Here is a 25590-nt window from a genome sequence, read left to right as displayed (position 1 = left end):
TTATACAAATCTCTCAACTCAACCCAACAAAGCCAAATGATGAAAATTCTATGGAAGTTTGGACTGGTATGGGTGCTCGTCGCGCTGTTTGCAGCATGTGACGACCACGATACCCCGCAAGATGTTGTTAAACAAAACGGTCTGCCGCTGAGCGGTTCGCAGGAAACGCCGGCAAAAAAGACATCGGCTACCGGCTGGGCCGATGTTTCGTACAACAAAACCACGCACATGCTCACATTTACGCTCAACTGGGCCAACCTGACGGGTATTCCCACAGGCGCGCACATACACGGGACCGCGGCGCGGGGAACTAATGCGAGCGTCAAATTCGACTTCTTTTCAGCTATTCCAAAGACTATCACGGGTAGCTATGCGACTTCGGTACTCGTGGACGGAACGATTATCAACGAAAACGACCTGCTGAACGGGCTCTACTATTTCAACATCCACACACCGACCAACCCGGGCGGTGAGATCCGCGGGCAGATCGAGTTTTACGATCAGCCGCAGATTGTTGTTGCAAAAGGTTTGATGCTTCAAGGTGCGCAGCAGGTACCGCCTGTCGTTTCCGCCGCAACGGGAACAGTGGATGTGATGTACAACAAATCGACGAAATTGCTCAGCTATTTCATCAAATGGAAAGACCTGGAAGCCACACCAACCGGCTCGCATATTCACGGAACAGCCACTCCGGGTGCCAATGCGCCTATTCAGCATGACTTTTTCGCCAATTTCCCCAAGGATCTGTCTGGCGAATTCTCCAACTCGGTGATGGTCGATGGCGTGAAGATCAAGGAAACGGAGCTGCTCAACGGGCTGTACTATTTCAATATCCATAATGTACTCCATCCGGCCGGAGAAATCCGCGCGCAGATCGTGTTCTGATTTTTTCAAGCACTAAAAGGCAATCCCGCTCCTGGCTCACAGGGCGGGATCGTTTATTTAAATGCCTTAAAAAGCCGACGAACGGCGCAATGCGATATTTATACGACAATTTTATTCTACAAATGCATTTGGCCGATACTTGGGGTCGTTCGTCGACTGGCCGGTTCGCTGCTTTTACTATTCCGTAAGATGCTGTATCATTGCGTTATAACTCCTAACTAGATCGTTCCCAATGTCTCCGTTTTTACTTATCCCGCGTCATACTGCCCGGCATTTCCGCCGGTGCCTGATTCTTTGCGTTGCGTTGGTTTTGGGTTGCGTATATCGTGTACAGTCACAACAGGTCGATCCCGATCTGGCGACATTAATTCAGGAGGAAAAAGCATTTGCGGCGAAAGCGGAGGAAACGGATGTTCCGACCGCTTTTCTGGCGTATCTGGACATTGCGGGAGTAATATTCAACGGAGAAGGGGCCGTGAATGGCATAGCGCAATACAGTAAGGTGCCAAAGGGCGGAAAGGACCTTTTGAAATGGTACCCGATTATCGGCCATGTTTCCCAGGGCGGCGATATGGGTTTTACCTCCGGCCCTTTTCAATTTTTGGCTGACCGGACGCAGGGAGCCGTCGGTTCGGGCTACTTTTTTTCGGTTTGGAAGAAGAATGCAGCGGGGCAGTTCAAGGTCATGCTCGACGGCGGCGTGATCCATTCCGGCAATGCGACGGAAGCATTCCAGCGCGATCCCGAGCCGCAGAGCAACACGGCGTATGCTTATATTTTACCGATTCCAAAGGTAAATGGCAGCACTCCTCAACCCTGGAAGGCCGAGGATGCGTTTTCTGCCGCTGCCGGAAAGGATGCGGACAAAGCTTACAAGCAATTTTTGGCTGAGGAGGTGGTGCTGCTGAGGAGCAACCGGCCATTTGGCAAAACCAGGGCCGATGCACTTGGGACGTTAGCGCAGCAACAAATTCAATCATACCAATTTATCAGGTCAGGAGAAGGTATTTCCAAGGCAGGCGACCTCGCTTACTGTTTTGGCAAAGCCAAAGCCGTGAAGGGCGACAAAACTGTGGAGGGATTCTTTACCCGCGTCTGGCAGCACCGGCCCGAAGGCTGGAAAATCGTTGCCGAGCAGGTTAGCCTGTTTCGTTAAAAACTAACGCATTCATTTTCGCACCGGCCAAAACCTGTGAATGGGAGCATTGTGCCCGTTGCATTGCTTCAATCCTTTGCCGCGTCCTCATGCAGGCAACACGTGCGTATTTTTTACCAATTCATATATACCATGAAAAATATCTATTCGCTATGGTGCATGCTATTGCTTCCGGCAATGCATGCGATCGCACAGGAGAGGATGGTGACCGGCTCGGTGACCGCCCAGGACGACGGGACCGCGCTCGCGGGGGTTAATATCAAGATCAGGAATGCGAATGTCGGAACACAAACGAACGGGAACGGGGAGTATTCGATCAAGGTCGGAAGTGATACTACGGTGTTGGTTTTCAGTTATATTGGTTTTGAAACGCAAGAGGTGAAGGTGGGCAACCGCACGAAGCTCGATGTAAAACTGGCGCAGGATACCCGGCAGCTGGGCGAGGTGGTGGTGACGGCGCTGGGGATCAAACGGGAAGAGAAATCAATCGGTTTCGGAGCCCAGAAACTCGACGGCGGCGAGCTGAGCAATGTGCGGGAGGCAAACCTCGTGCATTCGCTTTCGGGCAAGCTTGCGGGCGTGCAGGTAGCGGGAAACACGGGCTCGATGGGCGGCTCGGCGAAGATCAATATCCGGGGTATCAACTCGATTTACGGTAACAACAACCCGCTTTTCGTCGTCGACGGCATGCCGATGGAAAACCGTAACACCAATTCGCTCGAACAGCAGCGCGGGGCGGGCGGCTATGATTTCGGAAACTCCGTTCAGGATTTGAACCCGAACGACGTCGAGAATGTGACGGTGCTTAAAGGAGCGGCGGCTACGGCATTGTACGGCAGCCGAGGTTCGAACGGCGTGATTGTGATCACGACGAAAAAGGGCGGGAAATCGCGGAAGCCCAATTTGACCTACACCTTTGGCTATAATATCGACAAGGTGTACAAACTGCCGCGGTATCAGAACAAGTACGGCGGTGGTTATGAGTTTCAGAAATTGTATTACAACCAACACCCGGAGGCGTTTCCGGACGATCGGAAGGGGAGCTACGACGACAACGATGGTAAAGGCCGCTACGATTTACTCCCGCAGTATGCGACGGACGAATCGTGGGGGCCGAAATTCGAGGGGCAGCTTTATCGGCCATATTGGAGCTGGGATAAGGACAGTAAGAATCCGGATTTCGGCAAAGTGGTGCCCTGGGAAGCGCAGCCGAACAATATCAGGAGCTTTTTTGAGACCGGAAGCACTTTCAACCACAATGTGTCTCTCGACGGCGCTACGGAAAAAGGGACCTATCGCATTTCGTATTCCAATTTCGATCAGAAGTTTATCCTGCCCAATTCCAAACTCGTGCGCCATAACGCGAGCATCAACGGCAGCTATGAAGCCATCAAAAACCTGACAATCTCGGGTGCTGCCAACTTTGTGACGCATTCGGCCAAAGGCAGGCCCGGGACCGGTTACGGCGACGACGGCGGGAATGTGATGGTGCAGTTCACCCAATGGGGCCAGCGGCAGGTCGATTTTAACAAAATGAAGGAGTACGAACTGGTAGACGGCACACAGCTGACCTGGAACCGCTCGGCATGGTACGATCCCACGCCCCGGTTCTCGAACAACCCTTACTGGGTAAGGCACAAAAATTATGAAACCGATGGCCGTACCCGCGTTTTTGGAAACCTCGCAGCGAATTACAAGCTCGCGGAAGGGCTTACCGCGGAGGTGAAATACATGACGGATACCTACTTCGAAACACAGGAAGAACGGGTGGCTATCGGCTCACAGTACACGTCACAATACTGGCTGAGCAAATACAGCCATTTGGAAAACAATATTCAGGGATTATTGTCTTACAGCAAGCAGTTTACCAAAGACTTTTCCTGGAATGCAAACGTGGGTGTGAACCGTATGACACGCACGGGATCGACGCTCATTTCGAAAACCGTCGATGGTCTGAGTTCGAATGTGTTCAGCCTCGAAGCATCGATGGGACGGCCGGATATCACGGATTTGAAAACTAAAAAGCGCATTAACTCGGTATTTGGAAGCTCTTCATTAGGGTATAAGGACATACTCTTCCTCGACCTGGGCGCGCGGAACGACTGGTCGTCGACACTGCCTGTGAAGCACAACTCGTATTTCTATCCCTCGGGCTCGGTGTCGTGGATTGCTTCAAGCCTCATCGATGCCAACTGGCTGAATTTCCTGAAACTTCGCGCGGCGCTCGCACAGGTGGGTAACGACACCGATCCTTACAATGTAACGATGGCATATTTGCTTTACCAGCCGTTCGGCACGGATTCGCGCGTTTCGGTGCCCAATACGTTGCCTAACCCGGATCTGAAACCGGAAACTACCTCTGAATACGAGTTTGGCACCGAGTTGAAAGTGCTGAACAACCGGTTAGGACTGAACCTGTCGTATTACAACCGCCGTACCCGGAACCAGATTGTTCCTCTGAGCCGCTCGGCTGCTACCGGCGCCACTTATAAGTATGTGAATGCAGGTTTGCTTCAAAATAAAGGCATTGAGCTAAGCCTGAATGCGTCACCGGTTTCGACCGAAAATTTCAAATGGGACATTACGCTGAACTGGGCGAAGAATAACAACAAGATCGTGCGGCTTACCACCGACCAGAAAACGATGGTACTGGCCAATGCGCCGTTTGCGGTGCAGTTGGAAGCGCGCGAAGGAGAGTCGTTCGGCTCCATTGTGGGTTATGATTTTGTATACAATGAGAAAGGACAGAAACTCGTAGACGAGGAGGGCGTGTACTTGCGCTCAGACGACCAGAAAGTGCTTGGCTCGGTGTTGCCTTCTTTCACCGGCGGTGTGATCAATGCATTTCGTTACAAGGGCTTTAACCTCTCGGCCCTGATAGATTTCCAGAAAGGAGGCAGTTTCTTCTCGACCACGCAGATGTTTGGGCGGGAAACGGGTATCCTGGAAGAAACCGCAGTAGGCAGCATGCGCGAAGACGGCGTTATTGCCGAGGGCGTGAAAGAGGACGGTACGTCCAACGACGTACTCCTTTCCGCTCAGGACTATTTCCTCTATAATGGAGGGGACAATATCAATTCGGTCGACGTGGTTGATGCCAGCTACATTTACCTGCGCGAGATAAGCCTGGGTTACAGCCTGCCGGCGGGATGGGTTTCCAAAACGCCTTTTAGTAAAGTGCGTGTGTCGCTTACAGGACGGAACCTGTGGCTGATCAAATCCAACTCCAAGCATGTCGATCCCACCGCGATCACCAATTCTATATCCAACTGGCAAGGTCTCGAAGGCGGCGCTTTACCGTCGGTCCGTTCGATGGGCGTGAATGTTTCTTTCGGATTTTAATGAAAACAGCTATGAAAAACATCAGGAAAATAAGCAGTCTATTGCTGCTGACCTCGGCGCTGGCATGTACCGACGGTTTTGAGGAAATGAACAAGGATCCCAACCGGGCAGAGCAAGCCACCTCGGCACAATTACTGACCAATGCACAGTACAATTTTTCCAATAACATTACCGACGAGTGGAACAATGGCCGCTTTGGAATGTATTATGCCCAATACTGGTCGTCGACCTATTATTCCGGCGAAAGTCGTTACCAGATTCGGGAGAACACGAACCAGATCATGTGGAATACCTTCTATACCGACGTGCTGAATGAATTGCAGAAATCACAAGAAATAGAGGAGGCGTCGCAATGGCCGGGTTTCAAGAACCGGATCGCTATTTCAGAGATTGTGAAGGCCTATACATACCATTTCCTGACCGACATTTACGGCGGGCCTATTCCTTATGCCGAAGCGCTGAATGCGGAGGATGTTACGCCTGCCTACAATACCGGCGAAGAGGTTTATGCGGGCCTGCTGGCTACGCTCGATGAGCAGGTGAAGGTCCTGGATGCAAATGAGCCGAGCTACGCTACCGGCGACGTTTTGTACCAGGGAGATGTGAATGCCTGGAAACGCTTTGCCAATTCGCTGCGGCTTCGGATTGCATTGCGGATGATCGACGTGAAACCTGCCGAGGCGACCGAAGCCATCAAAAAAGCACTGGACCCGGCCAACGGCGGCATTATCAGCACGCAGGAGCAAAGCGCGTTGTTCCGCTGGCTGCCTTCGCCGCCCAATAACAACCCGATGAATCAGTCGTTCAAAGTGCGTGTTGACTTTTCGATGTCCAAGCCGTTTATTGATTACCTGAAACTGTACAGTGATCCCCGGCTGCCGGTATTCGCGGAGCCCCGCCGGAATACCAACGATTACGTGGGGGAAGTATATGGACAGGCAAGCAGCAGTGCCAGCTCCAATGGAGATCCGTCGCGCGTGAGCCTGCCGACGAATTATGCCGTTGGAGCCACCGCCCCGACCATCTGGCTGGATCTGGCCGAAGTGAAATTCATGCTGGCCGAAATCCAGGCCAGGGAGCTGAAAGTGGGGCTCACCGGAACCGCCGCCCAGTACTACCAGGAGGGAGTCGCGGCGTCTATGCGCTTCGCAGGCATACGCGAGGAAAATATCACAGCATATCTCAAAAAAGTGCCCTACAATGCCGCCAAATGGAAAGACAGCATCGGCTCCCAGAAATGGATTGCCATGTACACCCAGGGCATTCAAGGGTGGCTCGAACGCCTCCGCCTCGATTTTAAGGACCCGATCACGGGTAAAGCCATCTTCGCCCTCCCTGCCGACGGCTCGCTCGACCCGGACGTCACCGACGTCTCCAAACGTATGACCTACCCGCTCGTGGAAGCATCCCTCAACGGCGCGCACTACCGGACGGCGTTGGAGAAGTTGGGAGGTAGAAATAGTAAGGGGGCGAAGAACTGGTGGGATAAGTACTAATTATCAGCCGGTCGCAGCGATAACCGTTCGTTGCGACCGGTTTTGGTAATTTTGGTGCATGACAAAAATTTACACACTATCATCTGCTTTTATATTCAATGCAACAGGCGAAAAAGTGGATGCCGTGGCCTCACCTGCGACTTTAAGCGAATTGTCTGAATCAAGGCATAGCTTTCAGTTTAATTTTTTGAAACTGAACCAAAAATATATCGTATATAAGTTGCAAGCCAGAGGCGATTCAACGATACAGGGCTTGGTTGCTTTCAGGCCGACTCAGGGAGCCATGGAATGCTCTAATATGGAAATTTGTAATGCCAATAAACACGGAAAGCCAGTCTACCATGGAGCAGGTAAAGCTATGGTAGCATTGTGCTGTAAAGTGTCATTTGACGAGGGACTCGATGGATGTATTTACTTCGATGCTAAGAATAGATTAATTCCTTACTATGAGCGGTTTGGCGCAAGACGTATCTTCGGGCTGCGCATGATTATGGACTCGGTCAATGCGAAGAAACTTATTGATTTATATTTCTAATTTGTTTAAATTGAATCATGGAACCTATATCAAAACAAAGAGAAGATACCGCTGATGAGTGGGAATTTGAAGATCCTACGGGGCCGATGATGCATTGGGAAGGAGACAGATCGGAGGAAGACAGGCAATGGATGAGTAATTGGTTTCTTGCTCGTAAGACCGAACTCGAAAGAGAACGAACCCATTTGGCGGTTAAGGCCAAACAGGCTCGTTATTGACTCAAAAACTCTTCAAATACCGCACCGAAAACGTCCGTCCGGGCAGGTTGTAGCCGCGTTTTTCGTAGTAATTTTCGTCGGTTACATTGTTTAATTTCAATGCGATGGTGTGGCCGCCAGAGATTTTGAATTGTGTGGCAAAATCCAGTACCATATATTGTGGATACTCGATTTCAGGATTGATCGGGTCAGTGTAGTCGATGTCTTTTCTGGTGCCGACTGCCCTTCCTGAAAGCCGCAGTTGCAACCAACTCAGGTTGTCATAAGCCAATCCAAAATTAAAGGTATTGCGGGCGACGTTCTGAATGTCGCGGCGTATTTCGGAGGCGTCGGTACCTACAATGAGCTCTTTTGCCTTGATTATGGAATTGCCGTTCCAGAATGCCTTCAATGAATAGCGATAATCGCTTTTTGCCCCGAAATCATATGATAGCTCGGTTTCAAGACCTGTGATTTCAGCATCGGCCGCGTTGACAAATGTGGCACGCGAAGTGATTACATCGCCGTTTTCCAAAGGCTCATTCACGACTTTGATGACTTTGGCAATGCGGTTGTCGACCTTAGTGCTGTAAAATGTCACATTAGCCGCGAAACCGGATTGCGGCTTGTTGAAATCCAGGCCCAGGTCCCAGCTCAGGCTGCTTTCGTTTTTCAGGTCGGGGTTGCCGGCCGTTACGGCAATGCGGCCTTTGGAATCGCGGACTTCATTGTACCCAGCTACGCTGTAAGCATCGGTGGTAACGAATGCCCGACCGATATTGGCTTTTGCCCGGAGCGATGGCAGCAGTGCATAGGTAATACCGAGGCTCGGACTGGTGAATGGCGTTGACTTTTTACCGGCCTTGTAGGTCGGCAATAGCGGTGTTTCACGTACATCGAAGGTAATGTGGTCGAAGCGGATGCCCGGTTGCAGCGTGAATTTACCTACGTTTAAGAGCGCCTGTCCGAAAAATGCGCTGGAAATCAATGCATATTCGGGCTGGGTAGGAGCACGTTCGGTGGTATCGTTGGTCCAGCGGCGGCTGTTGGTGGATGCATTAAGATAGTCGTAGCCCAGTATTACCGAATGGCGACCTAGTTTCCAGACGTCTTTCACCTGTACACCCTTCCAGGCATTATGTCCCTGCGCGGAACGGAACGGTATCACCGGCTTGCCGGATACATTCTGGGTGTAGTTTCTGGTGTTTTCTTCCGAGGCATAGACTTTCACACTCGGGTTGTGTTGCCCGATTTGCCCGGTCAATGAGACATCGAGTGCCTGGCGATCGACATCCTTGGTACTGGCTTCTGTACTTCCGGAGGACAGTTCACCCGGCGATTCCACATCCCGCGCCTGGAATTGCTCCCCGCGTACATCCACGCGCCAGCGATCGTTGATCTGATAGCCCAGCCTCAAAGCACCTGAAAAATAATGCAGCTTCGTGAATGGCCGCCGGTTGCCGTCGCCGGTTGTTTCGTCGGTTTCAACGGCTGGGCGATCGGTATAGTTTTTCTGCGCATGTTTGTAGCCAAATGCATTGCGGAGCCAGTTGTCCTCCCCGATTTTGTAATCTTTGGACCTTTCCAGATAGCTGAATGAAAGGTCATAATCCAATTTGGAAGTGATATTCCCGCCGGTATTGAGGCCGGCCTGTAATGTCTTGAAACTTCCGTATTCCAGGTATGCATTACCGCCTGGCGTACCTTTGGAGCGTTGGGTAATGACGTTGATCACCCCGCCCATGGCCTGCGAGCCGTACAATGACGATGCGGGTCCTTTCAGTACTTCAACCCGTTCTACGCCGTTCAAATTGATCTGCGAAAGGTTGGTAGCGCCCGCCGGGCGGCCGTCGATAAGTAGTAACGTCCTTTGATTTAACCCTGAAAACTGCGGACGAAAGCCCCTGATGCCGATTCCGGAAGACAAATTGGGATACTGGATTACATCCACCGCGGCCGTTTTTCGGACAATGTCGGTCAGGTCGTTGGACGGCGTCATTTGAATATCCTCTTTCGAGATAATATTCAGTTTTTGAGCGATCTTTTCTTTTTTTGTTTCAAAACGGGTGGCGGTTACCACGACCGGGTCGAGCAGTTTTTTACCGGAAGAATCGGTGATGCTTTCCTGGGCTAATACCGTCGAGGTGGGCAGCGCTGAAATGGCGAGGATGGAAAGAATCAGTCCGCTGGCGGAAATGCGGGCGGGGCGGTAGAATGAAATATGCATTGTTAAAATTGAAATGATTCAAAGAGAGTTATCGCGCCGATCAGGATGGAGAATGCACCGACCGCGTAGTTGACGATCATCAGAAAACGTTCGCGCTTTCCGGCAAAACGGCCGATGGAAAAGGCAAAAAAATAGCCGTATGCCGACATGGAGAGAATAATGCCGATGCTTTGCAGTACAATGATCCAAACGGCTGTCATGGCGTCACGCGCGGCAAGTGTAAGCGCTACCGCGCACGCTCCGCCTGTACCCGCAAGGCCATGCACCATGCCCACCCAGAACGAGCGGCTTACCTTGCGTTCGGCCGGTGCCGATGCAGGTTTTTCGGTTCTGAAATTCCGGCGGATCGCCATAAGACCGAGCCAGATCATCAGCGGGCCTACGAGTAGCTCAACCTGGTCGGCAATGTGCAGCGACATCGTCGATTTGAGCAAAAGCACCAAAATGGCGAATAAAATCAGCGTAAGAGAATGCCCCAGCGCCCAGTGCGAGGACCGCCAGATGAGTTTCCATCGGAGGGATGGACCTCGTTGGGCCGGGCTTCGTTGGGCCTCGTTCTCTTCTGTCGCCAGAACCGAAACCGCAGCCATATGGTCGGGTTCGAAGGAATGCTGCACGCCAAGGAGCAGAGAATCAATAAGTAAATAGTGAATCATTGGGTTTCCGCATAAATTAACAGATAACTTATGGGAGAATGCAGGGACTAGCCTGGCCGCAACGCAGCCTGCCGCTTCCTCTTGCCTTTCTTCCCGAAAGCAAAACCGGATCATTCAACGGCAGGTCTTCTGGCTCGTTCAGCTCTTGCGCCTTCCCGGGAGGAATGATTGAATTATCTCCCAGTGACATCTAACAAGAACATCGTTTCGTGAACTTACAGCAGCGGGTACTGCTCCGGATTTGCACCGGATTCCCTTTTAATCACGCCGGAGGCGCGAACCAATGAATATGCAAAGCTAGGTGTTTTTGTCGGAGATAAGCCAGAAAAATAGCCGAATACCGCTAACTTTGCAGCATTAAAAGTTCTTTAACATACTTCTCCAACAGGAAAAGGGATTGCGTATCAACGCATTCCGGGGGAATCGTGTAAATCCACGAGCTGTCGCGCAACTGTGAGGTGATAATGTCTGAATGACCGAATGACCGAATGACCGAATATTTACTATTCAATCATTCTATCATTCACTCATTCAATCATTGACCTAAGCCAGAACACCCATCCTTTTCCTTGTTGACAATGCTTTCGCGGTATGAAGCAGGGTCTGGTTTGGATATTCGTCGGTTTTCACCCGTTTTGCGGTACGACGCTCGCCTGGCGCGTTGCTGCCGGGGAATTCCTTTCTGTTTTCTTTTACTGTCGAATGCATTTGAAGTTGTCAGAACTTCCAATTCACCGATTGTTGAAAGATGTCTGCTCCAAAATCCAGTTTCCTGATATCCGCGCCATCGAGCAATTCGGGGAAGACTACGCTGACCCTGGGGCTGCTGCGTGCGCTGCGGGACCGAGGGCTTGAAGTGCAGGCGTTCAAATGCGGGCCGGATTATATCGACACGATCCACCACGGTACAGCGGCCGGGCGGCCAGGGCTGAACCTGGATACTTTTATGGCCTCGGAAGCACATATGCGTGAGGTGTACGAGCGTTATGCGTCCCGCGCGGACGTGAGTGTAACCGAGGGCGTGATGGGGCTTTTCGACGGGGCCGATAAAATGAAGGGCAGCAGCGCGGAGATCGCGGCCCTACTGGATATACCGGTAGTGCTCGTGATCAATGCGCGGTCGATGGCGTATTCGGCAGCTCCGTTGATTTACGGGTTGAAGAACTTTTATCCGGGCATCCGCGTGGTGGGGGCCATATTCAACTTTGTGAACACCGAATCGCATTACCGGTTTTTGCAGGACGCATGTGTCGATGCCGGCGTGGAAGCACTGGGGTATTTGCCTAAAAACGAGGAACTGAATATTCCATCCCGGCATTTGGGGCTGCATATATCGGCCGAAACCGATTACGAACAGATTGTCCAAAAGCTGGCAGAGATTATCCCGCGGACAGTTAACCTGGAAAGGTTGCTGGAACTTACTGCCGTGAGTAGCAATGATGAAAATAAGCCGGTTTTAAGTCGGGAAAATCAATCATACCTTCAAAATAATCCCCGAAACCTGCGCATTACCGTCGCGAAAGATGAGGCATTTTCATTCTTGTATCACCAGAATATAGCATGCTTACGCGCCTTCGGAGAAGTGCAGTGGTTCAGCCCTCTGCACGACCGGGCTTTGCCTGAAACCGACTTTCTGTACCTGCCGGGCGGATATCCCGAGCTATTTGCAAGGCAATTGTCGGGCAATCAAACGATGCTGGAAAGCATCCGGAACTACTGCGCAAATGGCGGACTGGCCTACGCGGAATGCGGCGGGCTGATGTACCTGGGCAGGGAAATCACCGACGGCGAAGGTAATGCATTTAAGGTGGTAGGTGCACTAGACCTGTTGACGACGATCCGGCATTCGAAAATGACGCTCGGCTACCGGGTCATGCATTGGGATGGCCTGGAAATCAGAGGCCACGAATTCCATTACTCTTCACTGAAAGAGCCATTTGTGCAGGCGCCGCTTGCAACAATGACCAATGCAAGGGGTATACCTGTCGGTACACAATTTTTTAGAGCGAAAAATACCTTTGCCAGTTATGCCCACTTCTACTGGGCCGACAAGCCTGAGTTTGTTCAACACCTCATCAACAAAACCACAAAAAAAGCCGACGGCCGACAGCCGAAAGCTGACAGCCCGCAATGAAACGCCAGCGTGTTACCCGGTCCGACGGAAAGTCCATTAACCTCGTGCAGCGGCGCGGGCATCTTTCCTATTGCTACAATGCCTGCTGCTGCGGGCGTGTCGATCGCGGGTATGCGCCTATTCCCGTGGAATTGTACAAAAATGAATGGCTGAGGCGGAAGCTGCGGAATGTGGTGCATATGACCAAAGGCGGTTGTCTGGGCCCGTGTACGCTGGCAAATGTAGTAACGTTGTTGTTTGACGGGCATTCGGTGTGGTTCCATTCCATTAATTACGAATGGCAGATCATCGCGATTTTCGACTACATCGAAAGCATGGTAAAGGCCGACCGCTACCTGGTGCCGCCTTCGGACCTGGCCGAATATGTATTTCAATTTTATACCTGGAAAGGCTCCGAAACAGCTACTGAACTCGGGCAAACTGCCATTCCCACTGACGGTATCGTGTTCCTCACACACGCGGACACGGATCTGCTCACGCTCGACCGCGCGATGCAACTCCTGCCGGATGATTTTCCCAAAACGACGGGCATCAGCCTGATGGCGATCAAAAGCGAGGAGCAGATGCAGCAGCTGTTGCAGCGTGAGATCGCAGAGGCGAAAATTATCGTCATCCGCATTCATGGGCGGCTCAGCAGCATTCCCGGGTTTAATGAGCTGGTAAAACTGGCCGGGCAGCGGGGCCAACATCTGATCGTGGTGAGCGGTACCGGAGAGCTGAACCCCGAATTTGCCGCAGTATCAACGGTTTCGCCTGACATTTTGTATGAAACCCTGGCCTATTTGCAGGCAGGAGGTTACAGTAACCTGATTTCGCTCCTGAGCTACCTTTCGGATCATTTGCTGATGACCGGTTTCGGGGCGGAGGCTCCCGTGAGTTTGCCCGAGCAAGGTATTTACCATCCCGATTTGCCCGAATTTGCCGATCCATCCGACTGGCTGAAATACCGCAACCCTGCCCTGGTGACGGTGGGCATTACCTTTTACAGGGCGCATTGGCTGAGCGGGAATACCCAGTTTGTGGATGCGATGATTCGCGCGCTCGAAGAACGTGGCGTGAATGTGCTGCCGGTATTCACATCTTCGCTCAAATCGGTTAATACCGAAACCGGAAAGCCGCTTGCATTTGAGTTTTTCGAACCGGGTGCGGGCATGGGAATCGATGTGCTGGTCAATACGATTTCGTTTGCCATGACAGATATTCAGCCGGTAGGACAGGGGAGCGACCCCTCCCGGGCATTACTCGACCTGAATGTGCCGGTTTTGCAGGCGATCACGAGCGGTATGGGACGTGGGCCGTGGGAATCGTCGTCGCGGGGGCTCAATCCGCTTGATACGGCCATGAATGTGGCTATTCCCGAGTTCGATGGGCGCATCATTACCGTACCTGTTTCATTTAAGGAAAAAGGAAAAGATACGCGTGGGTATGAGCCATTGGATAACCGGATCGAACGGGTTGCTGGTTTAGCTATCCGGTTTGCACGTTTAAGATATTTGAAGAATGCCGATAAAAAGGTCGCATTCATATTTACCAATTCCAATACCAAAGCTTCGCAGATCGGAAATGCGGTGGGGCTGGACGCGCCGGCGTCGCTCATGAATATCCTGCGCACAATGCGTGACGAAGGCTACCGGATCCATGACCTGCCTGCAACGGGAACGGAGTTGATTCATACATTGATAGACCTGTGTGCCTATGACCAGGATTTCCTGACACCAGGCCAACTCGCCCAGGCTGCGGCCAGGGTTCCTGCCGCACAATATGCAGGTTGGTTTGACGAATTGCCCGAAGCTGCCCGGCAGAAAATGCTGAAACAATGGGGCCCGGCTCCGGGGGAAACCTATGTGCACGAAGGGTATATTGCATTGGCCGGGCTCGATTTAGGCCATGCATTTGTGGCATTGCAGCCGCCACGAGGCTATGGTATGGACCCGGACGCGATCTATCACCAGCCCGATTTGCCGCCTACGCATCATTATTACGCATTATACCGATGGCTCCGCGACGGCTGGGGTGCCGATGCCATTGTGCACGTGGGTAAGCACGGGACGCTGGAATGGCTGCCTGGAAAAGGGATAGGACTGTCGGAGAATTGCTTTCCCGATGCGTTTCTGGCCGATTTGCCATTGTTTTATCCATTCATTATCAACGACCCCGGCGAGGGTTCACAAGCCAAAAGGCGTGCGCATGCGGTGATCGTCGATCATTTGACGCCCCCGATGACCTCCGCGGATACTTATGGTGAATTGGCGCAGCTCACGCAACTGGTGGATGAATATTACCAGGTTGAAAGCCTGGACCCCTCCAAATTGCCGCTGCTGCAAAGGCAAATCTGGGATCTGATCAAACAGACCAACCTGGATGCGGATCTTGCGGCCATGCTGAGCCGCGACCACGGGGACCATAAGCATGACTGGGACGATGACATGACGCCCGAGGGAGTGCCGGTCAGCCTCGCGGAGATGGATGGAAAGGACATCGCGCATTTGATCGAGGATATCGACGGCTATCTGTGCGAGCTTGGCGCCGCGCAAATCCGGAACGGATTGCATACGCTGGGTGAAATGCCGGAAGGGGATGCATTGCTGGACATGCTGCAAGCGCTTACGCGGCTTCCGAATGGTCCAGTGCCGGGTATGCAGGCTGTTTTAGGAAGTTTGTATGGTTTTAATATTGATACACTTCATCAACAAAAAGGGCAAAAGCTGCCCACACCGGCAGATAACCTCGCGGCTTGGGCCGGCAGGCCGGTTATAACCGCGGCCGATGCGCTCGAAGTCCTCGATGAAATGGCGGCGCATATTGTCAGGCTGTTTGAATATTACAGGTTTGACGCGGCAGCGATTGACCAGGTCATATTTGAGTCGATCGAACGTAACCCAAACTTGCCGGAGCTGGCCGGCCTTCGCAAAATATTGAGTTTTGTATCCGGGCAGCTCGTTGGGAGTCTGGCTCGTACGGATGAGGAGATTACTAACCTCTTGCACGGCCTCTCGGGCGGATACGTACCTGCGGGTCCGAGCGGAGCGCCTACGCGCGGGATGGCGCATATCCTGCCTACGGGAAGGAATTTTTACGCCGTCGACCCTCGGGTGTTGCCTTCCAAGGCGGCCTGGGAAGTGGGCCAGCAATTGGCTAGGGAGGTGTTGGGCCGCCATTGGAAAGAAACCGGCAGGTATCCCGAAAGTGTCGGGATCAGCATCTGGGGCACGAGCGCGATGCGGACGCACGGCGACGATGTGGCCGAAGTACTGGCATTGCTGGGTGTACGGCCCGTTTGGCAGGCAGAAAGCAGGAGGGTCAATGGTTTGGAAATCATTCCGTTGGCTGAACTAGGTCGCCCGCGGATCGACGTGACGACGCGCATCAGCGGCTTTTTCAGGGACGCATTTCCACACCTGATCGAACTGATGGATGAGGCGGTGCAGATGGTGATTGCTGCGGATGAGCCATTGGAGGAGAATTTTGTAAAAAAGCACTATTTAAAAGATCTCGCCGACCTGCAAAAGGACGATACATTATCCATTGAACAGGTCGAAGAGCGGGCTGCCTACCGCATTTTCGGGGCTGCGCCGGGTAGTTACGGGGCCGGGATATTGCCTTTGATCAATGAAAAGAACTGGCAAACCGATGCTGACTTTGCGCAGGCGTACATTAACTGGGGCGGCTACGCGTACTCGCGCAACGCGCAGGGCGTGGATGCCAGGAAGGAATTCACCCGGCGCCTTGCAGGCGTGGAAGTAGCATTGCATAACCAGGATAACCGCGAGCACGACCTGTTCGATAGTGACGACTACCTGCAATTTCATGGCGGGATGATCGCCACGATCCGTAACCTGACAGGCCAGCAGCCCAGGCATTATTTTGGCGATTCGCAGGATCCTGCGCGGCCGGTAGTAAGGGATTTGAAAGAAGAAACGTTGCGTGTATTCAGGTCGCGCGTCGTGAATCCGAAATGGATCGAGAGAATTAAAAAACACCACTACAAAGGTGCGCTGGAACTCACGGCCACGGTCGATTACCTCTTTGGCTACGACGCTACGGCCGGAGTCGTGGATGATTGGATGTATGAAAAGGTAGCCGAAACCTACGCGCTGGATGCCGCCATGCAGCAGTTTCTCGAAGAGAACAGCCCGTGGGCACTTCACGCCATTGCCGAGCGCCTGCTGGAAGCGGCACAGCGGGGACTTTGGGAAAAGCCATCGGAAGAAGCACTGGAAGGTTTGAAGGATTTGTATCTCAAAAGTGAGGCGCTGCTGGAATCCAGGAGCGAATAATGCTCTTGTAAATGAATATTGAAATGAATTTATACCCGTTTTCCGCGATCGTCGGGCAAGAGAAACTGAAAAAGGCATTGCTGTTGTGCGCCATCAACCCCGGCATCGGCGGAGTGCTGATCAAGGGAGAGAAAGGTACGGCCAAAAGCACCGCGGTACGCGGACTGGCGGAGGTAATGCCTGTGCTGGCGCACACAGGCGAACCGGTGCCATTCGTCGATTTGCCTTTGGGCGCATCGGAGGACCGGGTACTTGGTAGCCTGGACATCGAGGCGATCCTTTCCAATAAAACCAAAAAGTTGCTCCCAGGCCTGCTCGCGAGCGCGCACGAGGGGATTTTATATATAGATGAGGTGAATCTCCTTGCCGACCACCTGGTGGATGTGTTGCTGGATGTGGCGGCGTCGGGAGTCAATACGGTTCAGCGCGAAGGGCTTTCGGTGAGCCATCCTGCGCGGTTTGTGCTGATCGGGACAATGAATCCGGAAGAAGGAAATCTGCGACCGCAGTTCCTGGACCGTTTCGGGTTGATGGTGGAGGTAGGAGCCCAAACCGATGTGCAGGCGAGGACCGAGGTGGTGCGTAGAAGGGTTGCGTTTGAGAGCGACCCGGTTACGTTTGTGAAGCATTGGGTGAATGGGCAGGAAGCTGTAAGGGAGAAAATAATTAGCGCGAGAGCTTTGTTGCCGCTTGTCCAAATGCCCGACGGATTGCTCAAAATGATTAGCCAGCTATGCATTGAATGGGACGTGAGCAGCCTACGAGCTGACATCGTGTTGTACAAAACGGCGATCACAATAGCCGCATTGAACGGGCGGACGGTAGTAACCCCGCAGGATATACGCGAAGGAGTCGAGCTGGTTCTGACTCATAGGAAAGGCAAAAAGGCATTGCCACCGCAAACCGGTCAGGCTACGGATGATAGCCAAAAGGATTCTGAGCAGGACAATGCAATCCAGCCTGATACACAATCTTCTAATCACACAAAAACTGGGGCGGACCATCAGGAAAAAGAGGAATGTGGCGAGGGGAATTGCGAGAACGGCGACGACGAGACTGTCGCCGGGATTGATTTTAGAATGAATATTCCAGAATTTACGAATGTCGAACCTGCTACCATACCAAATTCAGCGAATGGTCGTGCAATTAAAGCCAGACAAAGCGAGAAAGGTTTCCAGGTACGGGCGATTAAAAGCGATACTACCGCCGACATTGCATTAACTGAAACAGTAGTACATGCCTTAGCGCGCGACCCTCATCAACTGAGTATCGGCAGGCAGGACCTGCACCAGAAAGTCAGAAATGGGAAGGCCGGTCATCTCATTGTTTTTGTGGTAGATGCTTCGGGCTCAATGGCCGCCGGCAAACGAATGGAGGCCGTGAAAGGAAGCGTGATGAATTTGCTGCAAGATGCTTATCAGAAACGTAATATGGTGGCAGTGATAGGCTTCCGCGGTGTGGAAGCGACGGTGCTGCTCGAACCGACACGAAGTATAGAGCTTGCCGAGTTGGCTTTGGAAAAACTGCCGACAGGAGGGCGTACACCATTGCCGCACGCATTGCAGCTGGCCGGAACTATGCTCACATCGGTCGTGAAAAGCGATCGGATTCAGCCATTTCTGGTGATATTAAGCGATGGGAAGGCCAATGTACCTTTGCCGGGTGCCGGCGGCGATGCCTGGGCGCAGTCGGTGCAGCTGGCCGGAAATTTGAAATATCCCGCATTAGTGCTGGATACCGAAAGTGGCTACGTGCGTTACGGAAAAGCGAGGGAGCTCGCAGTGGCGCTGGGAGGAGAATATTTGTCGTTGCAGGAGCTCTCGGCAAATGAAATTACAGGCTCTATTGCGGGGCGTATTGATATTTGAAAGCGATGAATACTAGGAAATTACGCCCGATCATGTTTGTAGGGACAGGGTCGGATGTGGGTAAAAGTGTGATCACGGCTGGTTTTTGCAGGATATTCAAACAGGACGGTTACCAGCCGGCCCCATTCAAGGCGCAGAATATGTCGCTTAACAGCTTTGTAACGGCCGACGGCCTCGAACTCGGACGCGCGCAGGCCGTGCAAGCGGAAGCAGCGCAAATTCCCTGCGAGTCGGATATGAATCCCGTGCTGCTCAAACCGACAAATGACAAGACTTCACAGGTCGTTTTGAATGGAAAGCCCGTCGGGAATCAGTCGGCTTACGAGTACTTTATGGCGAATGATCGTACGGAGTTATTTTCGGCCGTGAAGGAGGCGTTCGATCGGCTTGCTGCCAGATATTCGCCGATTGTTATGGAAGGAGCGGGGAGTATTTCGGAGCTCAATCTGAAACACCGGGATATTACAAATCTAAGAATGGCCGCTCACGCCGGAGCAGCTACTTACCTGATAGCCGACATCGATAAAGGTGGGGTTTTCGGGAGTGTTTATGGCACCATCGCATTGCTTACGCCTGAGGAGCGCGCGTGTATGAAGGGCGTCATTATCAACAAGTTCAGGGGCGATGGAAGGCTGTTCGAAGAAGGTAAAAGAATGCTGGAAGAGTTAACAGGCTTGCCGGTAGTGGGTATTTTACCTTATTTCAGGGATATTCACATCGAACAGGAAGATTCCGTTTCATTGGAACTCAAATACCGGTCGGCGGTAGAAGGTAAAGTGAATGTGGCGGTGATCCTGCTGAAAAGGCTTTCAAACTTCACGGATTTCGACCGTCTTGAAAAAGACCCTCGGGTGAATTTGTACTATACCAATGAGCCGTCGGAAATTACCAAAGCCGCCGTGATCATCATTCCAGGAAGTAAAAACACGATCGAAGACATGCTGGCCGTGAAAAATAGTGGTGTAGCGAAAGCCATTTATGATGCGCACAAGCTTGGAAAGACTGTGATAGGCATTTGCGGGGGCTATCAGATGCTCGGTGAGCGCATTCTCGATCCGCATCATGTCGAAAGTGATATCGAAGAGTTGCCCGGGCTGGGGTTATTACCTGTAAAAACCATTTTGCAAGTTGAAAAGACGACATCGCAATGTACATTCCGGTTCTGCCAAAGTGAGGAGCAATGTTTGGGCTACGAGATCCACATGGGCGAAACCACAGCATTGCAACCCGGGGAGGCCGTTGCTACATTCTCCGACAGCCGTCGCGACGGCTATTTCCGCGACGAACGCACGTGGGGCACCTATCTGCACGGTATTCTCGATAATCAGGTGGTGATCGATCATATATTAGCCCCTTATACCAACGAAGCAGTTGTGCGGTATGATTACCAGGAATTTAAGGAACAGCAGTATGATAAACTGGCGGATCTGCTGCGGGCGCACATTGATATGAAACTGATTTACAATAGTATAGCGGAGTAGGATATGTTACACGGGCACGGTGACGATGGCTATCGGTACGGCAGCAAGATCGTCGCAGATTTCAGTACGAATGTCTGGTACGGAGGTGAGCCGGCCGGTTTGAAAGCGTATGTTTTTGAAAAATGGAGTGAAATTAACCGCTACCCCGAGGTGCTGGCAGAGAGTTTGCGGGAAAAGATCGCCCGGCATCATCAAATGCCGGTAGAGCGGACCCTGGCGTGCAGCGGCACTACCGAAAGTATCTACATCATTGCACAATTGTTCTCCGGGAAACGGACGGCGATCGTCACGCCTTCATTTGCCGAATACGAAGATGCGTGCCTGGCATTCGATCATGAAATAACCAGTCTCAGCTGGCAGGATGCGCTGGAATTGCCGAGATTGAAAGCTGATCTGGTATTTATTTGTAGTCCTAATAATCCTACCGGGCTTATTTTTAATGATTTACAATATTGGCTCAAGCTGAACCCGCAATGTCTTTTTGCGGTGGATGAGGCATTTATTGATTTTACGGAGGCAGGGGACTCCGCTATCTCACTAATGGCCCGGTTTCCGAACCTGCTGATTATGCGGTCACTCACAAAGACTTATGCGATACCAGGGTTACGTCTTGGTTATTTGCTTGCGAGAGAAGAGGTCGTAGAGTCGCTGATGAATATCAAACAACCCTGGACGGTCAATACGATGGCCATGGCGGCGGGGCACTATATTTATGATCATTTCGATCAGATTCAGCCATCGATTTCGCAACTTCTGAGTGATAAAAGAACGTTCGTTCAAGAATTGCAAAAACTGGAATGCATAGAAGTGTTGGAAAGCGACACGCATTTCTTTTTAGCCAGAACTTTGGTGCGGAATGCCGCTCAGTTAAAAGACTTTTTAATTGAAAAACATGGTTTGCTCATCCGTGACGCAGGTAACTTCCGTGGTCTCACACGGCAGCATTTCCGCCTCGCTACCCAACGCCCGGAAGATAATGAGAGCATGATCAACGCATTGAAAGAATGGCAGACGCTGTACTATTGATTTTGCCGCTCGTTGCGGGCTACTTACTCGATTTGTGGCTCGGTGATCCCGACAACTGGCCACATCCGGTCCGAGTGTTCGGCGATGCTATCGCGAAAGGGGAAAAGTGGTTGAATCGCGGCCAGTTCCGTTTTTGGAAAGGGGCGACATTGAGTGTAGTATTAGTCGTGTCGGTGTTTACATTTTTCCAATGGCTGGATCTAATACTTCTGCGAGCACCTGCCTTGTATTTAGTTGTTAATGGCATTTGGGTTTACTATGGTCTCGCCAACCATTCGCTCATTGCGGAGGGCCGGGCGGTATTTTCAGTTTTGGAAAACGAAGGATTGGAAGCGGGAAGGAGGCAGCTTTCCCGGATTGTAGGGAGAGATACTTCGAAACTGAATGCACAGCAGATACGCATTGCGGTGCTGGAAACAATGTCCGAGAACCTAAGTGATGGAGTCGTAGCACCGCTTTTCTACTATGCTTTGGCGGGCGTTCCGGGCATGATGGCTTACAAAATGATCAACACGATGGATTCCATGCTCGGTTACCGTAGTGAGCGCTACGAATGGTTCGGGAAATTTGCGGCAAGGTTGGATGACGTGGCAAATTTTATACCTGCTCGGCTGACGGCCTTGCTGATGGTTTTAGTGACAGGAAGCAGACGTGGGTTGCAATTTGTCTTCAAATTTGGCAACAGACATAAAAGCCCGAATGCCGGGTATCCCGAGGCAGCATTAGCGGGGATTTTGGATTGCCGCTTCGGCGGGCCGAATGTGTACCATGGGAAATTGGTAGAGAAGCCGTTTATCGGCGAGAACGACCGGGTAATTGAACCGCCGGAAATTGCAAGAGCGGCAAGTGTGAATCAGCGGACCTGTATGGCAATGGTGCTGATTATTAGCTTCTCGTACCTGGTTTTCGATGCCGCATTTCATCTTTGAGCTTTTGGACAAATTCGGGCGATACACCAACTATTCGGGCGATTTTTTCAATAGAAAAAGAACTCTCCCGTAGCAGGTTTTCGGTTGTCTCAATAGCAAACTCCTCTTTAAATGCACTCTTAACAAGTTCCTCGATACCCATAGACGTGTTTTCTTGTATTAGATGATCGACTGCTTCTTCAAATTTAACACCGCTTTCACGGTTTTCAAAGCGAATGTACAATCGTAGAAAGCCCAGTAACCTTCTGATTTTCGTTTTCGAAAGTTTTCTTTCCAAGAGATTTTTAGCTATCTCGATTTTTAGACTAAGTAGTTCATCATCAGTAATGCATTTGCGTTTCAAGACAGCTTTTACTGTCAATGCCACAATCGCAAACGGATTGTCACTGCGCCCCAGCATTTCCTCGTCCTGTTCCAGGATTTTGAATGCATTATACCGGTACAAAACGCTCGTACCCATGAATTCGCGGTGGTACTCGCAGGGTTTGAATGCCGCATTGCTTTCTGTGAAAATGGCAAATGCGGTAATCGGCTTGTCATATTTATCCAGTATTCGCGAATAGTAAGTGAACATCCGCCGTCCAAAGTCAGGATCATGGTAACCTTGCACTTCCACGTGCACGAGTATCCATTCGGTGTCGCCGTTTTGGCAATGCACTTTTACAAGTTTATCTACAAAGCGGGTTTGGTACGAGTTATCCTCCGGCGGGAATAATTGTTCAAGCTCCTTGTCGAGATATTCGAAATCCTTGGAAAAATCAAAGAAGGAACCTGCGTCGGGGTAGAAGAAAAGCAGAAAGTCTTCGAAAATATCTTCGAGGATGGATTTCCAGAGGGTGTCGTCGCGTTGCATGAAGGGTGTGTGTAAATGAAACTGTGCAATGATAAGCAATAAAATATTGCTAGTTTTGCGGTCATCCAGGTACACGTGTCATGCGTGATTAAAAGGGAATCCGGTGAGAATCCGGAACAGTCTCCGCTGCTGTGAGTTCAATACGAGGCTCTTGCAAAATGCCACTGGGCTAAGCCCGGGAAGGTGCAAGGGTTGAACGAGTCAGAAGACCTGCCTGCAAACATTGTTAATATGGCTTTCGGAAGAAAGGCCGGTGACTACATGATTATCAGAAAAATACTTGCAGCCCTGCTGCTGTGCGGCTTGCTGGCCGGTTGCAGCACCTCTTCGTCGCTTTACGAAAAAGGCGATTCCCACTACTCAGGTCCCGATCTGTTTCCTGAAAAAGCCAAAGTAACCCACGCCAAAGGCTTTAAAATCTCCTACCACAAATATTACAAGGTGGTCAAGATCATGAGCCCGTTCGAAAAGTCGACGGACACGCTCACGTACGTGCTCGTGCAACGTGGTAAGCCGCGACCCATCGGGTACAAAGACAGCCAGCTCATCGAAATTCCGGTACGGAGCATGGTGGCGATGTCGTCGCTGCATATCGGGTTGATTGGCTTTCTGGGTTGTGAGGATATCCTCACAGGAATGGGAAACCTAAGATATGTTTCTTCCACCAAAGTGCTGGACCGGATTAAATCGGGGAAGATTGTCGAGGTAGGGAAGGATCAGGGGCTTAATGAGGAACTGCTGGTGAGTATGCATCCCGACCTCATTATGGCTACCGGCAGCCCTGTTTCGAAGATAAGCCGGTATGAATCGCTGCATCAGGCGGGGATTCCGGTGATGGTCAATTCGGAATGGGTGGAAACGACGCCGCTTGGGAGAGCCGAATGGGTGAAGCTATTGGCCGCGCTGATCAACAAGGAGGGAGCGGTAAACCGCAAATTTGCCAATGTGGAGCAGGAGTACGTACGACTGGCGCGCCTTACCGGCAAAGTCGCAGTACGCCCAAGCCTGATTACCGGAATGAATTCCAAAGACGCGTGGAATGTCCCGAATGGCGATAGCTACGTGAACCGTTTCTTCCAGGACGCAGGCGCCTCCTATCACTGGTCCGGGACAAAGGCGACCGGGAGCCTGCCGCTGAGTTTTGAAACCGTTTATCCGATTGCATTGCAGGCCGATTTCTGGCTGAATGTGAGCATCGGAAATGTGCAGACGAAGAAAGATGTCCTGGCACGCGACGTCCGTTATGCCGATTTTAAGGCATTCAAAACCAATCACATTTACAGTTATAACAACCGCATGAATGCGCAGGGAGCGAACGATTACTGGGAATCCGGCGCGGTAAACCCGCATCTGGTCCTGGCCGATCTGATCCGCATCATTCATCCCGAGCTGCTGCCGAATCACGAGTTGATCTATTATAAATCAATTAATTAAATGAAAATATACACCAAAAAGGGCGACAAAGGCACCACCGGGCTATTTGGCGGAAGCAGGGTAAGTAAGGACGATGTTCGAATCGAATGCATCGGAACACTCGATGAAGCGAATTCGACAATCGGGCTGTTACGGGTAAAGCTGGGTGATGGGCACGAATGGCAGCCTAATTTGCATAAAATCCAAAAGGACCTGATGGACATGATGTCGCATCTGGCACGGCCTTCGGATGCAAAAAAGGAGAACAAAAACCCAATGCCGGTGGATGGTGCTACTTTTTGTGAGGAGTGGATTGATGCGCTCGAAGCAGCCATGACTTCTCCATCGGATTATTTTCTATTGCCGGGCGGAAACGAGGTGTCCGCACTTTGCCACGTAGCGCGTACGCAACTGCGCCGGGGAGAGCGCAGTTTGGTATCGCTGATCAAAACCGACGAGGTGCATGAAGCCATCCCGGCCTACATTAACCGCCTTTCGGATCTGTTTTTCACGCTCGCGCGGGCCGAAATGGATAAGGCTGGTGTGGCGGAGGAAAAGTGGCAGCTCTTCCTGTACAAGCGCTTCAAAAGCGCAGAACCGTCATGATTACGTATGTGACGGGCGGCGTCCGCAGCGGAAAAAGCAGGTTTGCGATGGATCTGGCATTGCGGAAAAGCGCCAATCCGGTGTATGTAGCCACTTCGAGGATCTGGGACGAGGATTTTGCCCTAAGGGTGAAACGGCACCAGGACGAGCGGGGGCCGGAATGGACGTCGCTGGAAAGCGAGCGGGATATTCACCATTTGCCGCTGACGGGGCGGGTAGCGGTCATCGATTGCGTGACATTGTGGCTCACGAATCTATTCGTCGCATTTGAATATGATATTGAAAAAGCGCTGGCGGCATTTAAAGCGGAAATCGATGCGCTGGCGGCTGTTAACGCCACTTTGATCATCATTTCCAACGAAATAGGCATGGGTGTCCATGCGGAAACGGAAGCGGGTAGGAAATTCACCGATTTGCAAGGCTGGGCCAATCAATATGTGGCTGCGGCGGCGCAAGAGGCGATTCTGATGGTGTCGGGGCTTCCATTAACCTTAAAAACAATCCAATAA

At 51.6% G+C, this 25590-nt stretch carries 19 protein-coding genes and 3 riboswitches; of the genes, 15 read left to right on the top strand and 4 right to left on the bottom strand.

From position 1 onward, the window contains the following. Positions 1-36: 36 nt before the first annotated feature. From J2Y43_RS00785 to J2Y43_RS00760, 6 genes are all read left to right on the top strand, one after another. Entirely contained in the window at positions 37-885 is an 849-nt protein-coding gene (locus J2Y43_RS00785) for a CHRD domain-containing protein (protein ID WP_309981695.1), read from the top strand. Positions 886-1117: 232 nt separating this feature from the next. Then, complete coding sequence (locus tag J2Y43_RS00780; RefSeq protein ID WP_309981696.1) at positions 1118-2041, top strand: nuclear transport factor 2 family protein; 924 nt, start codon at positions 1118-1120, stop codon at positions 2039-2041. 132 nt (positions 2042-2173) lie between these two features. Then, positions 2174-5383 carry a SusC/RagA family TonB-linked outer membrane protein gene (locus J2Y43_RS00775; protein WP_309981697.1) on the top strand — a complete coding sequence of 1070 codons (3210 nt, stop codon included), beginning with the start codon at positions 2174-2176 and terminating at the stop codon, positions 5381-5383. 11 nt (positions 5384-5394) lie between these two features. Further along, complete coding sequence (locus J2Y43_RS00770) at positions 5395-6879, top strand: SusD/RagB family nutrient-binding outer membrane lipoprotein (protein ID WP_309981698.1); 1485 nt, start codon at positions 5395-5397, stop codon at positions 6877-6879. Between the two features lie 58 nt (positions 6880-6937). Continuing rightward, positions 6938-7414, top strand: a complete 477-nt coding sequence (locus J2Y43_RS00765) for a hypothetical protein (RefSeq protein WP_309981699.1) — start codon at positions 6938-6940, stop codon at positions 7412-7414. A 17-nt stretch (positions 7415-7431) separates the two neighbouring features. Further along, complete coding sequence (locus J2Y43_RS00760) at positions 7432-7632, top strand: hypothetical protein (RefSeq protein ID WP_309981700.1); 201 nt, start codon at positions 7432-7434, stop codon at positions 7630-7632. A gap of 1 nt (position 7633) precedes the next feature. Here J2Y43_RS00760 and J2Y43_RS00755 read toward each other — a convergent pair whose 3' ends face one another. From J2Y43_RS00755 to J2Y43_RS00745, 3 genes are all read right to left on the bottom strand, one after another. Beyond that, entirely contained in the window at positions 7634-9838 is a 2205-nt protein-coding gene (locus J2Y43_RS00755; protein WP_309981701.1) for a TonB-dependent receptor, read from the bottom strand. 2 nt (positions 9839-9840) lie between these two features. Next, positions 9841-10494, bottom strand: coding sequence for a hypothetical protein (locus J2Y43_RS00750; RefSeq protein ID WP_309981702.1), 654 nt, complete (start codon positions 10492-10494; stop codon positions 9841-9843). Positions 10495-10595: 101 nt separating this feature from the next. After that, a riboswitch (cobalamin riboswitch) is annotated at positions 10596-10794 on the bottom strand. A 77-nt stretch (positions 10795-10871) separates the two neighbouring features. Then, positions 10872-11074: riboswitch (cobalamin riboswitch) on the top strand. After that, positions 11038-11202, bottom strand: a complete 165-nt coding sequence (locus J2Y43_RS00745; protein WP_309981703.1) for a hypothetical protein — start codon at positions 11200-11202, stop codon at positions 11038-11040. (Overlaps the previous riboswitch by 37 nt.) Before the next feature lie 40 nt (positions 11203-11242). On the opposite strand from J2Y43_RS00745, the gene J2Y43_RS00740 reads away from it, so the two are divergent. From J2Y43_RS00740 to cbiB, 6 genes are read left to right on the top strand one after another with little or no spacing between them, the layout of a single operon-like run. Continuing rightward, complete coding sequence (locus J2Y43_RS00740) at positions 11243-12628, top strand: cobyrinate a,c-diamide synthase (protein ID WP_309981704.1); 1386 nt, start codon at positions 11243-11245, stop codon at positions 12626-12628. Next, positions 12625-16905 (top strand): cobaltochelatase subunit CobN, encoded by a 4281-nt coding sequence (locus tag J2Y43_RS00735; protein ID WP_309981705.1) that lies wholly within the window; start codon positions 12625-12627, stop codon positions 16903-16905. The genes J2Y43_RS00740 and J2Y43_RS00735 overlap by 4 nt, the downstream gene beginning before the upstream one ends. 23 nt (positions 16906-16928) lie before the next feature. Further along, positions 16929-18773 carry a magnesium chelatase subunit D family protein gene (locus tag J2Y43_RS00730; protein WP_309981706.1) on the top strand — a complete coding sequence of 615 codons (1845 nt, stop codon included), beginning with the start codon at positions 16929-16931 and terminating at the stop codon, positions 18771-18773. A 32-nt stretch (positions 18774-18805) separates the two neighbouring features. Further along, positions 18806-20254: a cobyric acid synthase gene (locus J2Y43_RS00725; RefSeq protein WP_309981707.1), complete on the top strand. Its 1449-nt coding sequence runs from the start codon at positions 18806-18808 to the stop codon at positions 20252-20254. 3 nt (positions 20255-20257) lie between these two features. Next, the gene (locus tag J2Y43_RS00720; RefSeq protein ID WP_309981708.1) at positions 20258-21280 is read left to right on the top strand and encodes an aminotransferase class I/II-fold pyridoxal phosphate-dependent enzyme; all 1023 of its coding nucleotides are present in this window, start codon (positions 20258-20260) and stop codon (positions 21278-21280) included. Continuing rightward, the gene (cbiB, locus tag J2Y43_RS00715; protein WP_309981709.1) at positions 21259-22209 is read left to right on the top strand and encodes an adenosylcobinamide-phosphate synthase CbiB; all 951 of its coding nucleotides are present in this window, start codon (positions 21259-21261) and stop codon (positions 22207-22209) included. The genes J2Y43_RS00720 and cbiB overlap by 22 nt, the downstream gene beginning before the upstream one ends. On the opposite strand, the gene J2Y43_RS00710 is transcribed toward cbiB, so the two are convergent. After that, the gene (locus J2Y43_RS00710; protein ID WP_309981710.1) at positions 22166-23062 is read right to left on the bottom strand and encodes a hypothetical protein; all 897 of its coding nucleotides are present in this window, start codon (positions 23060-23062) and stop codon (positions 22166-22168) included. The two genes, cbiB and J2Y43_RS00710, sit on opposite strands and share 44 nt — an antisense overlap. Before the next feature lie 50 nt (positions 23063-23112). Then, positions 23113-23295: riboswitch (cobalamin riboswitch) on the top strand. Between J2Y43_RS00710 and J2Y43_RS00705 the strand changes: the two genes are divergently transcribed. The 3 genes from J2Y43_RS00705 (at position 23294) to J2Y43_RS00695 (ending at position 25590) form a co-directional block, all read left to right on the top strand. Then, entirely contained in the window at positions 23294-24496 is a 1203-nt protein-coding gene (locus J2Y43_RS00705; RefSeq protein ID WP_309981711.1) for an ABC transporter substrate-binding protein, read from the top strand. (Overlaps the previous riboswitch by 2 nt.) Continuing rightward, positions 24497-25081, top strand: coding sequence for a cob(I)yrinic acid a,c-diamide adenosyltransferase (locus J2Y43_RS00700; RefSeq protein ID WP_309981712.1), 585 nt, complete (start codon positions 24497-24499; stop codon positions 25079-25081). It abuts the gene before it with no gap. After that, positions 25078-25590: a bifunctional adenosylcobinamide kinase/adenosylcobinamide-phosphate guanylyltransferase gene (locus tag J2Y43_RS00695; RefSeq protein WP_309981713.1), complete on the top strand. Its 513-nt coding sequence runs from the start codon at positions 25078-25080 to the stop codon at positions 25588-25590. The genes J2Y43_RS00700 and J2Y43_RS00695 overlap by 4 nt, the downstream gene beginning before the upstream one ends.

Origin of the sequence: Dyadobacter sp. BE31, from assembly GCF_031457695.1 — a bacterium.
In the GTDB taxonomy this organism is placed as follows: domain Bacteria; phylum Bacteroidota; class Bacteroidia; order Cytophagales; family Spirosomataceae; genus Dyadobacter.
This window is presented reverse-complemented; position numbering and strand designations above follow the sequence as displayed.

What these genes read in the sequence shown, in the direction of transcription:
- J2Y43_RS00730 (WP_309981706.1), top strand. Translation starts at nt 16,929, where the DNA reads ATGAATTTATACCCGTTTTCCGCGATCGTCGGGCAAGAGAAACTGAAA.
- J2Y43_RS00710 (WP_309981710.1), bottom strand. Translation starts at nt 23,062, where the DNA reads ATGCAACGCGACGACACCCTCTGGAAATCCATCCTCGAAGATATTTTC.
- J2Y43_RS00705 (WP_309981711.1), top strand. Translation starts at nt 23,294, where the DNA reads ATGGCTTTCGGAAGAAAGGCCGGTGACTACATGATTATCAGAAAAATA.
- J2Y43_RS00725 (WP_309981707.1), top strand. Translation starts at nt 18,806, where the DNA reads ATGTTTGTAGGGACAGGGTCGGATGTGGGTAAAAGTGTGATCACGGCT.
- J2Y43_RS00695 (WP_309981713.1), top strand. Translation starts at nt 25,078, where the DNA reads ATGATTACGTATGTGACGGGCGGCGTCCGCAGCGGAAAAAGCAGGTTT.
- J2Y43_RS00770 (WP_309981698.1), top strand. Translation starts at nt 5,395, where the DNA reads ATGAAAAACATCAGGAAAATAAGCAGTCTATTGCTGCTGACCTCGGCG.
- J2Y43_RS00700 (WP_309981712.1), top strand. Translation starts at nt 24,497, where the DNA reads ATGAAAATATACACCAAAAAGGGCGACAAAGGCACCACCGGGCTATTT.
- J2Y43_RS00775 (WP_309981697.1), top strand. Translation starts at nt 2,174, where the DNA reads ATGAAAAATATCTATTCGCTATGGTGCATGCTATTGCTTCCGGCAATG.
- J2Y43_RS00780 (WP_309981696.1), top strand. Translation starts at nt 1,118, where the DNA reads ATGTCTCCGTTTTTACTTATCCCGCGTCATACTGCCCGGCATTTCCGC.
- cbiB (WP_309981709.1), top strand. Translation starts at nt 21,259, where the DNA reads ATGGCAGACGCTGTACTATTGATTTTGCCGCTCGTTGCGGGCTACTTA.
- J2Y43_RS00740 (WP_309981704.1), top strand. Translation starts at nt 11,243, where the DNA reads ATGTCTGCTCCAAAATCCAGTTTCCTGATATCCGCGCCATCGAGCAAT.
- J2Y43_RS00735 (WP_309981705.1), top strand. Translation starts at nt 12,625, where the DNA reads ATGAAACGCCAGCGTGTTACCCGGTCCGACGGAAAGTCCATTAACCTC.
- J2Y43_RS00760 (WP_309981700.1), top strand. Translation starts at nt 7,432, where the DNA reads ATGGAACCTATATCAAAACAAAGAGAAGATACCGCTGATGAGTGGGAA.
- J2Y43_RS00755 (WP_309981701.1), bottom strand. Translation starts at nt 9,838, where the DNA reads ATGCATATTTCATTCTACCGCCCCGCCCGCATTTCCGCCAGCGGACTG.
- J2Y43_RS00720 (WP_309981708.1), top strand. Translation starts at nt 20,258, where the DNA reads ATGTTACACGGGCACGGTGACGATGGCTATCGGTACGGCAGCAAGATC.
- J2Y43_RS00785 (WP_309981695.1), top strand. Translation starts at nt 37, where the DNA reads ATGATGAAAATTCTATGGAAGTTTGGACTGGTATGGGTGCTCGTCGCG.
- J2Y43_RS00765 (WP_309981699.1), top strand. Translation starts at nt 6,938, where the DNA reads ATGACAAAAATTTACACACTATCATCTGCTTTTATATTCAATGCAACA.
- J2Y43_RS00750 (WP_309981702.1), bottom strand. Translation starts at nt 10,494, where the DNA reads ATGATTCACTATTTACTTATTGATTCTCTGCTCCTTGGCGTGCAGCAT.
- J2Y43_RS00745 (WP_309981703.1), bottom strand. Translation starts at nt 11,202, where the DNA reads ATGCATTCGACAGTAAAAGAAAACAGAAAGGAATTCCCCGGCAGCAAC.